General features: G+C 73.2%; 10 protein-coding genes and 1 tRNA gene. 3 read left to right on the top strand and 8 right to left on the bottom strand.

The features are described from left to right. The first annotated feature begins 412 nt into the window (after positions 1-412). Positions 413-1,510 (top strand): LLM class flavin-dependent oxidoreductase, encoded by a 1,098-nt coding sequence (locus ACZ4UV_RS06985; RefSeq protein ID WP_467836175.1) that lies wholly within the window; start codon positions 413-415, stop codon positions 1,508-1,510. Here the strand turns inward: ACZ4UV_RS06985 and ACZ4UV_RS06980 are convergent. Then, positions 1,480-3,333: a putative bifunctional diguanylate cyclase/phosphodiesterase gene (locus ACZ4UV_RS06980; protein ID WP_467836173.1), complete on the bottom strand. Its 1,854-nt coding sequence runs from the start codon at positions 3,331-3,333 to the stop codon at positions 1,480-1,482. The two genes, ACZ4UV_RS06985 and ACZ4UV_RS06980, sit on opposite strands and share 31 nt — an antisense overlap. Positions 3,334-3,705: 372 nt before the next feature. Here ACZ4UV_RS06980 and ACZ4UV_RS06975 point away from each other — a divergent pair, with 372 nt between their 5' ends. Further along, complete coding sequence (locus ACZ4UV_RS06975) at positions 3,706-4,920, top strand: M6 family metalloprotease domain-containing protein (RefSeq protein WP_467836612.1); 1,215 nt, start codon at positions 3,706-3,708, stop codon at positions 4,918-4,920. Positions 4,921-4,981: 61 nt separating this feature from the next. On the opposite strand, the gene ACZ4UV_RS06970 is transcribed toward ACZ4UV_RS06975, so the two are convergent. From ACZ4UV_RS06970 to ACZ4UV_RS06940, 7 genes are all read right to left on the bottom strand, one after another. Continuing rightward, positions 4,982-5,055: transfer RNA gene (locus ACZ4UV_RS06970), tRNA-Lys, on the bottom strand. Further along, complete coding sequence (locus ACZ4UV_RS06965) at positions 5,046-5,669, bottom strand: bifunctional DNA primase/polymerase (protein WP_467836171.1); 624 nt, start codon at positions 5,667-5,669, stop codon at positions 5,046-5,048. The genes ACZ4UV_RS06970 and ACZ4UV_RS06965 overlap by 10 nt, the downstream gene beginning before the upstream one ends. A gap of 105 nt (positions 5,670-5,774) precedes the next feature. Then, positions 5,775-6,137 carry a hypothetical protein gene (locus tag ACZ4UV_RS06960; protein ID WP_351496878.1) on the bottom strand — a complete coding sequence of 121 codons (363 nt, stop codon included), beginning with the start codon at positions 6,135-6,137 and terminating at the stop codon, positions 5,775-5,777. 224 nt (positions 6,138-6,361) lie between these two features. Continuing rightward, entirely contained in the window at positions 6,362-7,717 is a 1,356-nt protein-coding gene (locus ACZ4UV_RS06955) for an AAA domain-containing protein (RefSeq protein WP_467836167.1), read from the bottom strand. A 184-nt stretch (positions 7,718-7,901) separates the two neighbouring features. Next, the gene (locus ACZ4UV_RS06950) at positions 7,902-9,503 is read right to left on the bottom strand and encodes a hypothetical protein (RefSeq protein WP_467836164.1); all 1,602 of its coding nucleotides are present in this window, start codon (positions 9,501-9,503) and stop codon (positions 7,902-7,904) included. Beyond that, positions 9,494-10,678, bottom strand: a complete 1,185-nt coding sequence (locus tag ACZ4UV_RS06945; RefSeq protein ID WP_451022693.1) for a hypothetical protein — start codon at positions 10,676-10,678, stop codon at positions 9,494-9,496. Before ACZ4UV_RS06945 ends, ACZ4UV_RS06950 begins: the two co-directional genes overlap by 10 nt. Then, on the bottom strand, positions 10,575-11,528 hold the full coding sequence (locus tag ACZ4UV_RS06940) for a phosphatase PAP2 family protein (protein ID WP_390042797.1): 954 nt from the start codon (positions 11,526-11,528) through the stop codon (positions 10,575-10,577). Before ACZ4UV_RS06940 ends, ACZ4UV_RS06945 begins: the two co-directional genes overlap by 104 nt. 223 nt (positions 11,529-11,751) lie before the next feature. Here ACZ4UV_RS06940 and ACZ4UV_RS06935 point away from each other — a divergent pair, with 223 nt between their 5' ends. Next, complete coding sequence (locus ACZ4UV_RS06935) at positions 11,752-12,348, top strand: histidine phosphatase family protein (protein WP_451022692.1); 597 nt, start codon at positions 11,752-11,754, stop codon at positions 12,346-12,348. The last annotated feature ends 84 nt before the right edge of the window (positions 12,349-12,432 follow it).

Here is a 12,432-nt window from a genome sequence, read left to right as displayed (position 1 = left end):
CCGACTCGGTCGGCTGGAACGCGAGGAGGGGGGCCTTGGCCGGCTGAAGGGTCGGACCCCCGCGCTCATCCACCCACCCGACTCGGTCGGCTGGAACGCGAGGAGGGGGGCCTTGGCCGGCTGAAGGGTCGGACCCCCGCGCTCATCCACCCACCCGACTCGGTCGGCTGGAGCGGGAGGAGGGGGGAGGCTCGCGTCGTGGTGCGACTGCGGCTGGGTGGGGGCTGGTCGCGCAGTTCCTCCCCCAGCCTTCGGCCGGGGGTACCCCAGCGCCCCTTGGTCGGCTGCATCGCCCGGCGCCGAAAAGTGCCGGCAGGCTTGTCCGTCACCCACGGCGCAGGAATAAACGGAGACCTCCTCCTGTTAACGCCCCTCAGGACAGCTCACGGCCGTAAAACAGGAGGCTCACACCGTGTCGGCAGACGAGATCCGGGGCATCACGCACGGGACCGCCCCCGTCCCCCTCTCCGTACTGGACCTGGTGACCGTCGGCACCGGCAGTACCGCCACCGACGCCCTGCGCACCAGCGCGGACCTCGCGCGGCTCACCGAGGCGCGCGGTTTCCACCGGTACTGGGTCGCCGAGCACCACTCGATGCCCGGCGTGGCCTCCTCCTCGCCCGCCGTGATCCTCGCCAACCTCGCCGCCCACACGGAGCGGATCCGCCTCGGGTCGGGCGGTGTGATGCTGCCCAACCACGCGCCGCTCGTGATCGCCGAGCAGTTCGGGACGCTGGAGGCGCTGGCGCCCGGTCGGATCGACCTGGGCCTCGGGCGGGCGCCGGGGACCGACGGGGCCACCGCCGCCGCGCTGCGCCGCACCCAGACGCTCAACGAGGGCGCCGACGACTTCCCCCAGCAGCTCGCCGAGCTGACCCGGTTTCTGGACGACGACTTCCCGGACGGGCATCCGTACCGGCGGATCCACGCGATCCCGGGGCCCGTCCAGAGCAGCACCCCCGGCGGTGTGCAGTCACCGCACCGGCCGCCGGTCTGGCTGCTCGGCTCCTCCGGGTTCAGCGCCCGGCTCGCCGGCATGCTCGGGCTGCCGTTCGCCTTCGCGCACCACTTCTCCGCGCAGAACACCGTCCCGGCCCTCGACCTGTACCGCGAGTCCTTCAGCCCGTCCGCCGTCCTCGACGAGCCCTACGCCCTCATCGGCGTCTCCGTCCTCGCCGTGGACGAGGAGCGCGAGGCGCAGCGGCAGGTGCGGGCCGGTGCGGTGAACATGCTGCGGCTGCGCACCGGACGGCCGGGGCTGTTCCCGGACCCGGACGACGTCGAGAAGCACGAGTTCTCCCCGATGGAGGAGGAGTTCGTGCACTCCTGGACCGCCAACATCGTGCACGGCACCGCCGACGAGGTCCGCGCCGGCCTCGACGACCTGCAGAAGCGCACCGGCGCCGACGAGCTGATGCTCACCACGCACGCCCACCGCGGCGAGCTGCGCCTGCGCTCCTACGAACTGGTCGCCGACGCCTACGGCTTGCCGACCGGGGTGTCCGCGTAGGTCCTGGTGTCCAGCAGCTCGGAGATGCGATCCGCCGTCACCGGCCGGGAGTAGAGCCACCCCTGGCCGGTGTCGCAGCCGATGTGACGCAGGCGGGAGGCCTGCGCCGAGGTCTCGACGCATTCGGCGGTGACGGTGAGGCCGAGGCGGTGGGCCAGCTGGATCATCGCCTCGACCACGACCTCGTCCGCCGGGTTCGGGCGGTCGCCCGGGTCGTCGTACTGGAAGCCCCTCACGAAGGAGCCGTCCAGCTTGAGGACCGAGACCGGGAGGCGGCTGAGGTAGGCGAGGTTCGAGTAGCCGGTGCCGAAGTCGTCGATGGCGATGCGCACCCCCATGTCGCTGAGGGCCTGGAGGGCCTGGAGCGGACGCCCCGCCGAGCCCATGACCGCCGACTCCGTCAGCTCCAGCTGGAGCAGGTGCGGGGCCAGCCCGGTCTCCGCGAGGGTCTCGGCGACGTCCGCGACCAGGTCCGAGTCCCAGACCTGGCGGACCGCGACGTTGACGCTGACGAAGATCGGCGGCTCGCCGGGGTGGTCCAGCTGCCAGCGGCGGGCCTGCCGGCAGGCCGTGGTCAGGGCCCAGCGGCCGAGCGGGACGATCGAGCCGTCCTCCTCCGCCAATCCGATGAACCGATTCGGCGTTAGTGTGCCGAACTCCGGATGGTGCCAGCGGACCAGGGCCTCGACCCCGCTGAGCCGGCCGTCCCCCATGCCCACCAGCGGCTGGTACTCGAGCACGAACTCGCCGCGCTCGATGGCCGGGCGGAGGGTGGAGGAGAGCGCCTGCCGGGTCACCAGGTGGGCGTTGCGCTCCGGGTCGAACAGCGTCCAGCGGGACTTGCCGTCGGCCTTCGCCCAGTAGAGCGTCGTGTCGGCGGCCTGCATCAGACCGGTGGCGGTGGTGCCGGCGGCGTGCCGCTCCACCACCCCGATCGACGCCGACAGCGACAGCCGCTGCCCGGCCAGGTCGAACGGCGCCTGGAGAGCCGCCAGCGCGGACTCGGCCAGATCGGCCAGCTGCTCCGTGCCCGTCGAGTCCTCGACCAGCAGGGCGAACTCGTCCCCGCCGAGCCGGGCCACCAGCGGCGCGCCGGCCCGCGCGAAGCCGGCCTCGTCGGCGACCCGGGTCAGCCGTTCGGCGACGGCGGCCAGCAGACGGTCGCCGACCCGGTGGCCGAGGGTGTCGTTGACCGCCTTGAAACCGTCGAGGTCCAGGTAGCACAGGCCGATCCGGCCGGTGCCGCTCTGCTCGTACGACTCCGCCTCCAGCGCCGCCGAAAGCCGCTCGAAGAACAGTGTCCGGTTGGGCAGCCGGGTCACCGGATCATGCATCTGCAAGTGCCGCAGCCGGGCCTGGAGTTCGCGACGGGCGCTGATGTCCGAGACCGAGATCAGCACACCCGGCACGTCCCTGGCCAGCGGGGCGATGGTGACCTGGGCCCAGACCGAGTGCCCGTCGGGGTGTTTCAGCCGGCGGGTGCAGCGCAGCCTGGCCTGCCGGCCGCGCAGTACCTCGCGGTAGGCGTGCCAGGTACGGGCGTCGGAGGCCAGGTCCACCAGGTCCGCGGCGGTCCGCCCGGGCAGCCCGGCCTGGTCGGCGCCGATCAGGGTGGCGAACGCCTCGTTGGCGGCGGTGACCAGCCCCTCGCGGTCGACCACGGCCATGGGCAGCGCGGCGGCCGCGAAGGCGTGCTCGTAGGTCGTCGGTTCTGTCTTCTCGTCTGTCTTCTCGTACGACTTCCGGTAGGTGTTGTCACTCTCTGTGACGGCGGACCGGTCGAGGTCTGCCGCGGGCGTCGGCCCTTCGGACGTTCCGCTCACCGCTCGCTCCCGCAGTGCACTCGATCTCTGTCCGTGCAGGAAAGTGTGCCGATCATAGAGGCTGGCCCGAGGGCCTTCCAGCCACTGTCCAGTGTCCCCGATGAACCGGCGATTCTGACAGATCGTTTCTGCCCGCACCTGGACGGGTTCTTGGGGCGCGCGACCACTTGTGACGTTCCGTTAGCGTCCCGGGGTGTCGGCCGTTCGGGTCTGCCTGTGGTGAGCAGGTGGTTCCTCACCCTTCTGGTGCAGATAAACAGGTCATAAGGTGACAAACTCAAAGAGGCTGGGTGCGGTGTCCCGCGAACCGCCCCCGGAGGTCCTTCCGTGCCGCGTGTCCTGCTGCGCAGCTCCGCCGCCGTGTTCACCACGATGTCGGCGCTCGTCGCAACGACGATCCTGACCGGGCCGTCGGCCGCCGAGCCGTTCTCCACGGCCCCCTGCGCCCTGCACCGCACCGACGCGCACCACTCCGAGGGCGTCGACACCTGGAACCCCGACTACACGCGCCCCACCCATCCGCTTTCGGCCGTGATGGTGTTCCTCTCCTTCCCGGACGCGACCCCGCAGACCACGCCCGCGGAGCTCGCCGCCGACCACTTCCCGGCCACCAGCCGCTACTACGAGCAGGCCTCCTACGGAAAGTTCACCATCCGTCCGCACCCGCTCACCCACTGGCTGCGGATGCCCCGGCCCTCGGTCGACTACGGCATGAGGCGCGACTGGAGCATCCCGCTGCGGGCCGCCTACCTGCGGGACGCGTTCGCGGCGGCCGATCCCGAGGTCGACTTCTCGCGCTACGACGTCGTGTACCTCATCGCCGACCCCGACGCGCCCGGCGTCGACTCCGACGCCACGAAGGTGGTCAACCTCGACACCCCGGTGCACGTGGACGGCGTCGACGTCCGCCGGGTCGTCACGGTCTTCGAGAAGCACCCGCCGGACCGGCTGGTTCTCGCCCATGAGACCGGGCACGTCTTCGACCTCCCCGACCTCTACCACCGCCCGGTGGACGGCAAGGGCGACTGGGACACCTACGTCGGCGACTGGGACCTCATGGGCAGCCAGTTCGGTCTCTCCCCGGACCTCTTCGCCTGGCACAAGTGGAAGCTCGGATGGCTGGATCCGCGCCAGGTGGTGTGCGTCCGGGGGACCGCGCCGACCCGGCTGACCCTGGAACCGCTCTCCGCCGGGCCGGGTGTGCCCGCGCAGGGCGGCGCGGGCGGCGAAGCCTTCGGGCTCGGCGACGGCACCAAGCTGGCGGTGGTGCGCACCGGGCAGGACGCCGCGCTGGCCTTCGAGGCGCGCGACGCGTCCGGCAACGACAGCGCGGCCTGCCGGCAGGGCATCCTCGTCTACCGGGTCCGCGACGGGGCGGCCTCCGGCAGCGGGCCGATCGAGGTGATCGACGCCCATCCGCACACCGAGGCGTGCTGGGAGAACTCGGTCTACCCGCCGCTGGCCGATGCCCCGGTCGCCCTCGGTGAGAGCTTCACCGTGCCGGGGGACGGTGTGCAGGTGGCGGTGGAGGGGCGGACGGCGTCCGGCGCCTGGAACGTGAAGATCACGCCGGCCAAGGCGGACTGAACCCTGCCGACGAAAAGACGAAGGCCAAGCTCACAGGAGCTTGGCCTTCACCTACTTCGCGTGCGCCGCCAGGGACTCGAACCCCGGACCCGCTGATTAAGAGTCAGCTGCTCTAACCAACTGAGCTAGCGGCGCCTGCTGACGTCGTAGACCTTAGCACCCTGATCGGCGGGAGGAAAAATCGATATGCGGACGGCCGAGCGGGCCGCGCGGACGGCCGCCCAGAGCAGGATCTCGGGGCCCGGAAGCCACGGGTGCCGGGTGTCCGGGGCGACCAGCCAGCGGGTGCCGGCCGGGGCGGCAGAGGGGGCGCCTACCGGCGCCGGCGCCGGTACGGTCACCGCGTCGCCGGTGCCGTGGCACAGCAGCGGCGGTACGGCCCCGCCGCGGCCGCCCCACTCCTCCCAGCCCAGCAGCGACGGCAGCCGGGCGGCGGTGCCGGGGGCGGCGAACAGGAGCATCCGGCCCCGGAAGACCGCGACCGGCCCGGAGCCCGGCCCCTCGTCCCACAGCCGGTCCAGCATGCGGCGGCCGAAGATCGCCGGGGCGTTCACCACGTCGAACACGGTCCCGCAGGGCAGGACGACCGGGGCGTCCGGACGCTCCTCCCAGAACGCCAGCGTGCTCCGCGGATACGTTCCTGCCGAGGCCAGCCACGCGGCTCCGTCGGAGGTGACCTCGGCGGCGCAGCCGAGGTCGGCGAGCTCGGCGAGGTCGCCGGGGAAGGTCTCGTACGGTGTGCGGCTCATGGGGAATTGATACCCCTCGTGAACGCCCGCTCGCCGTCAGTTGCGGGAAACCCGGACAGGGCCGAACGGAGGGGCGTATCTTGCCCACCCGGCATATGCCATCCGCTAGATCTGCTCGGGGCCCCGCCCTTCCTTCCCTCGCAGCAGGTCCCGGCCGAACTCGACCATCTTCTTCGCGTAGTCCTCGGTCCACTCGGTCCGCTCGGCGATGTCGGCCGGGGTCAGCCGGTCGAAGCGGCGCGGATCGGCGAGCTGGGCGGCGGCCATGGCCTGGAACTCCACCGCCCGGTCGGTGGCCACCCGGAACGCCTGGGTCAGCTCCGTCGCACGGCTCAGCAGCACCCCGGGGTCGTCGATCGACTCCAGGCCGAAGAAGTGCTCGGGGTCGGCGACCGCTTCCACAGGCTCGAAGAGCAGGGGCGCGGGGCGTAGCCGCGGTTCGTTCCGACGCGGCGTGGGCTCCGCCATGTCTGGTCCTCCTCGTACGGTGTCGATGACTACGGTCCGATGACCACCGTCCATTGTCCCGCGCCCGCGCAAGGGGACCCTAAGGCCGGTAGCTGACTCTCTGCTCGCCCAGCTGCGCCACCGCGTGATTCGCCTTCCAGCCGTCCGGGGCTGTGTCCGTTGGCCGCCTCCGGCGGCGTGCCGGACTCCGTCCGGCGGGTGGGCGGCGCTGGTGCCGGTGCCCGTCAAGGCCGCCACGTCACCCGGTGCTCGCCCAGCCGTGCCAGCACCGCGTGATTCGCCTCCCAGCCGTCCGGGAACTTCACGAGGGTTCCCAGCTGGACCGGTTCTGTGGACGGGTAGTCGTCCAGGAGGTCGGTCACGCCGGCGCGGCAGATCATGATGCAGGCGTGGCGGTGGCGGGAGGCGAGGACGCAGAGGCGGCCCGTCTCCAGGTGGAAGGCGGTGGCGTCGGGGCGGCCGGAGAGCGGGTGGAGGACCACCGTCACGTCGTACTCCCGGCCCTGGAGACGGTTCGCGGTGTCGACGGTGACGTCGGCCACGCCCAGCTCCGCCAGGGCCGCGCGGACGGCCGCCGCCTGGTCCCGGTGGGCGGTGCCGACGGCGATCCGGTCGGCGGTGAGGGGTGCGGGGCCGGAGGAGCGCTCGGAGCGGGCCGCGCCGCCTCGGTCCAGTAGCCGTCGTACCACCGTGGCCACCGCGCGGACCGCCTCCGGGTCGGTGCGCGGGGTGTGCCGGGCGGGCAGTTCCAGCAGGCCCCAGCCGGACTCCGCCGCCTCGTCGATGACCCGGTCGGGCCCGGAGCCGTCGGAGGGGACGGCGAAGGTGAGGCGCCGGTCGTCGGGGCCGGTGCCGCTGCGGAAGGGGGTGTACGGGTAGAACGCGCCGGAGACGAGGGGCGCGGCCGACGCCGGGAGGCGCCAGGAGACCGGGAGGCGGTGCTGGGGGAGGCCCGGGTTGTGGGCGAGGAGGGTGGAGACGGCGGACGCCGACGGGTCGTACGACAGGCCCGCCCACTGCTCGCTGCCCACGATCGCGAACGGGTCCAGCTGGCCGGGGTCGCCGACGAACAGCGCCCGTTCGAACAGGCCGGCCACGGCGAGCAGGGAGTCCGAGCGCATCTGGTACGCCTCGTCGACGATCGCGTGCCGCCAGGGCTCGTCCACCTTCACGTGCGCCCACTTCGCGGCGGTGGACAGCACGACCTGCGCCTCCTTCAGATCGGCTGCCTTCGCCGACTTGCGGACGCTCGGCAGGTCGTCCAGCGCCTTGTCGTACGGGTCGGCGTCACTGCTGTGCAGGCGGCCGACGGGCAGCTCCGGGTTCTTCTCGGCGAGCCGCAGGACCAGGTCGTCCACCTGCGCGTTCGTCTGCGCGACCACCATCAGGGGGCGGCCCGCCGCCGCGAGTTCCAGCGCGGCGCGGACCACCAGCGTGGACTTGCCGGCGCCCGGCGGGGAGTCGACGACCACGCCCCGGTCGGCGCCGTGCAGGGTGTCGTGGAGGATCGCGGCGGTGGCCTGCGCGGCGGCCGTTGCGGGATCAGTTACTTGGACGCGATCGATCACGTTGTGTGCCATCCGGGTGACAGTTGGTAGCCTTGTGGTGCGCCGAGCGAGAACCAAGCCGGCGTGGCAATTCCGATTTCCAGGGCAAACCGGGCTGGTTCCAACCCGGCTGGTGTCGATCGCGGAAGACTCGGTCGTTCGCTGAGCGATCGAGCGGCGTGAGCCAGGAATTCCTCTCGTCCGCGAGGGGGAGGGTTCAAAGGATGTCCTCCGGCGTCGCGGTGTCGGCCGCCTCCGCCTCCGCCTCCGCTGCCGCCTCGCCCGGCGGGCCGCCGTGCGTCCACGGGGTGTCCTCCGGGTCGGGCAGCCTGGCGCCGCCGCGCTGCTCGTGTTCGAACAGGGTGAAGACGAGCCGGTCGCCCTTCTCGGGGACCGAGCCGGGCTCGGGTTCCTTGCCGCGGCCCATCTTGTCCAGGACGCGCAGCACCAGCACCCCGTCCGCCTCGTACCCGACGAACTCCGTCGACTGCGGCTTGCCGCCCAGCGAGCGGTACGCCTTGGCGCGCTCGCCCAGCTGCGGCCGGTCCTCCGTGCGCACGGTCAGCAGCGGGCGCGGGCTGGGCCGCTTGCCGTCGCTGTACGCCATGACGACGTCGAGGACCTCTCCGGCGAACGCCTCCCCGGACAGCCGCCGCCCCGCCATCACCAGCGGGTCGTCGAGGGCTTCCTGGGCGTCGAGGCGTGCCTGTTCCCGCTCGCGCGTGGCCAGCTTGTTGGCGGCGGTGACCGCGTCGTCGCGGCGCGGCTGCGGGGGTTCGCCGGCCAGCACCCGGTCGCGGTGACCGGTGAACGACCAGCGGTCGCGCGTCCACCGCTCCTCGACCCGGGCGCCCTCCGGCAGTCCGCGCAGCAGGTCGAGCCCCTGCCAGACCGCGTCCCAGGTGGGCCGGGTACGGCTCTCGACCAGGGCGCGGATCTCCCGCTCGGCGGCGGTGAGGATCAGCAGCCGGTCGTCGGCCTGGAGGCCGTCCTCGGCCCCGGCGAGGGCCGTGCGGGCCCGGTCGTAGCGCTCGAAGGCGGGGGCCAGCAGCCTGTTGTCGAAGGCCGGGTCGGTGGCGGGCCCGGCCGGCGGGCACAGCAACTGCCCGTCGCCGTCCCGCGCCAGCTCGGCCACGCGCGCGGCCGCCGCGCCCGTGCTCCCCTGCGGCGGGGCGATCCAGGCGAGCAGCGCGCCCAGGTGCTGGTCCTCGATGCCGGACTGGCCGGTCGCCCAGTGCCGGGACAGCAGGTCCGTCATGGCGAGGAGCAGGGAGGAGCCGGGGACCCGGGCGCGCTCGCCGAAGTGGGTGAGCCAGCGGCCCAGCAACGGCACCCGGGGCGGCGCCGGATAGGGCGCCTCCGGGTCCTGCTCCGCCGTGCGCCGGAACCGCATCGACCGCCCCAGCAGCCGTACGTACTCGATGCCCGCGCGGCCAGGGACGATCAGCTGGGGTGCGTCCGCGCACAGTTCGACCTCGACCTTGACGCGCTTGCCGGTCTCCGGGTCGGTCTCGGTGCGCTCGGCCGCCTCGACGCTGTCGGCGTAGGAGTCCAGGTAGGGCAGGACGACGTCGGCGAGCTCGGCGAGGAAGGCGGACCGCAGGTCGCGGTCGCGCGGCTGGGGTACGACCAGCAGGCGCGGGGCGTCCCGGTCGGTGCCGACCAGGGCCCCGAGCGGGGCACCGGCCTCACCGGCGGTGGTGAGCGGCACGAAGACCAGGGGATGCTCGGCGAGGTGCCGGTGGCGGACGGTCGCGGCGGGCTGCGCGGTGCCCGAGCTCACGGCTTCGAGGCGGGCGAGCGTGGTGATCAGGGACACACGGCCTCCCGCGCACCGCTCAGCGCCTCGGCGCGCAGGGCGGCCGCCCTGCGCAGCGCCGCCACCGCCGGGTCGGCCGGGTCGCCGCTCTCGCCGCGCGCCGCCGACAGCACCTCCTCGACGGTGCTCAGCCCGCCCAGCTCGGCCCGGGCCGCACGCCCCAGCGCGGTCACCTCGTCGGCCGCGCGGGACCGCTGCCGGCAGTGGAAGGCCAGCTCGCAGGCGGACAGGCACTCGGGCGCGTACGTCGCGGGGACGGCGTCCACGGCCGCCGTGAGCTGCTCCTTCGGCAGGTCCGGGGCGAAGCAGGTGCCCTCCGGCAGGGCGTCGGCGATGTCCTGGACGCGGGTGAGCCGGGCCAGCTGGCGGGCGGTGACCGCGCGCTGCTTGCGGACGTCCACGGCGGCGGCGGTCGGCAGGTTGGCGAAGTCCCTGGGGCAGACGAGCAGCACGTCGTGGCGCACGCGCGGGGCCGGGGTGAGCCGGGCCGCGACCTCCTCCAGGGCCAGCACGTACACCGCGGCCTGCCGGGCGGCCGCGCCCACCTTCGCCGGGTCGGCGGAGCCGTCCAGCATCGGGAACGACTTGATCTCCACCACCGTCCAGCTGCCGTCCGGGTGCACGACCACCGCGTCCGGCTCCAGGAACGCGAGCGAGCCGGCGACCTCCAGGGCCAGCATCGGATGGTCGAACAGCGCCCAGCCGCCCGCCTCGACGGCCTCGCGCAGCGCCAGCGCCGTACGGGCCGTGCGCCCCTCGGGTCCGGCCGCGGAAAGGTCCGGCACGGCGGCCCGCTCGGCAGGCTCGGCGCCCGGGTCTAGGTGGGCACGCACCAGCCGCAGCAACTCGGCGCCGCCGTCCGCCTTCACCTTCGCCTCGAAGGCGTTGCCCCGGGTCAGCGCGAACTGCGACTGGCCGAAGGCCGACGGTGAGCCGAGGGCGCCCGCCAGCGCGGACTTGTCCACCCCGGCCCCGTCCAGGATCGCCCGCCGCCTGCACCCCGGGTTCGCGGCGAGCGCCGCGAGGGCACGCGCGTCGAGGGCCTTGGCCGGGACCGCGGGGCCGCGCAGCTCAGCGAGCCGGTGCCGGAGCGCCGTCCCCCGCGTCTGTGGGGGAAGCGTCCGGTTCGGCTGCGGGGGCGAGCCGGGACTCGCGCTGCGCTGGAATTCGCTCACCCGCGGAAGTCTGGCATCCGCCACTGACAATCGGGGAGCCCGCGCCGTCCGAGCGCGCTGCGACGAGGGAGGCGCCCGGGGTGATCCGCACCCTGACGAGATCCGCGACCCGCGTCACGTACGGCGCCAGCAGGTAGCCCACGCCCATCACGAACACGCCCGCGACCGCGTCCAGGAAGTAGTGGTTGGCGGTGCCCATCACGACGATCGCGGTCAGCAGCGGGTAGGCCACGCCGAGCACCTTGGTCACGCGGTTGCCGCCGTGGCGCCACAGCATCACCCCGCACCACAGCGCCCAGCCGCAGTGCAGGCTCGGCATCGCCGCGTACTGGTTGGTCATGCCGCCGAGGCCGCGCGGGGCGCTTGCGTCGCCGCCCCACCAGCCGTACGAGCTGTACCGCGCCATCGTGTCGACGAACCCGTACTGCACGTCCAGCAGCCGGGGCGGGCAGGTGGGCAGCAGGGTGAAGCCGATCAGGCCTATGAACGTGGACGTCATCAGCCAGGTGCGGGCCCGCCGGTACATCTCGGCGCGCTTGCGGAACAGGAAGACCAGGATCACCGGGGTGACCAGGTAGTGCAGCGAGGCGTACCAGAAGTCCGCCGGTACGCCGAGCCACGCCTCGCGCGTGAACAGGCGGTTGAGCGGGTGCTCGGCGTTGAGGTGCAGGGCCTTCTCGATGCGCAGGATGGCCAGGCCGTGGTCGACGGCGGTGCCCGTGTTCCCGCGCGCGAGCAGGCGGCCGGCGGTGTAGCAGCCGTACACCAGCAGGATCAGCGGCAGCTCGGTCCACCAGCGCAGCCGGGTTCGTGCAGCCACCTCGGTGCCCGGTTTCTCGGTCTGCGGCATCCGACTGCCTCCCCCTTCTCGTCCCTGTCCGCGCGGCACCCGGCGGGCCGACCGTGACACTTTACGTTGCGCGTATTCCCGCCCATGCGGGGCGCTCAGCAGTCAAAGACGCGGAGAGCGCGCGCCGGGTTGCCCGCACCCGAGCCCGTTCCCGGCGTGTTCCCAGCCTGGGCGATGATGGAGGTGTCCCGCTCCCGAATTTCTCCCGGAAGGTTCTTCCTCCATGGCACCGCGCATCCTGCTGGCCCGGCACGGACAGACGGAGTGGTCACTGTCCGGCAAGCACACCGGCAGGACCGACGTTCCGCTCCTGGAGGAGGGCCGGCGGGGGGCCAAGCTGCTCGGCGAGCGCCTGCACCGGCCGCCGTTCGACGGCCTCGCCGACGCCGAGGTGCGCACCAGCCCGTTGGCTCGCGCGCGTGAGACGTGCGAACTCGCCGGCTTCGGCGACCGTGCCGCCCACTGGGACACGCTGATGGAGTGGGACTACGGGGCGTACGAGGGCCTGACCCCGGCGGAGATCCAGTCCGTCCGCCCCGGCTGGCTGATCTGGCGGGACGGGGTGCCCGGGGGCGAGTCCCTCACGGAGGTCACCGCACGGGCCGACGAGGCCGTGGCCTGGGCGCGCTCGGCCGACCGCGACGTGCTGATCTTCGCCCACGGGCACATCCTGCGGTCGATCGGGGCGCGGTGGCTGGGACTCCCGCTGGACTTCGCGTCCCGGATCCGGTTGAACCCGACGTCACTGTCCGTGCTGGGGTGGGCGTACGGGGAGCCCGCCATCGAGAGCTGGAACGATCTGGGGCACCTGGTCGGCTGACAGCGGGTGGGGGCTCGGGTGGGGTCGCTCACCGGCCCTTGCCGGGTGCCTCCCCCAGCCTTCGGCCGGGGGAGGAACTGCGCG

The sequence above is a fragment of the Streptomyces sp. NPDC028289 genome (assembly GCF_055565975.1).
This window is presented reverse-complemented; position numbering and strand designations above follow the sequence as displayed.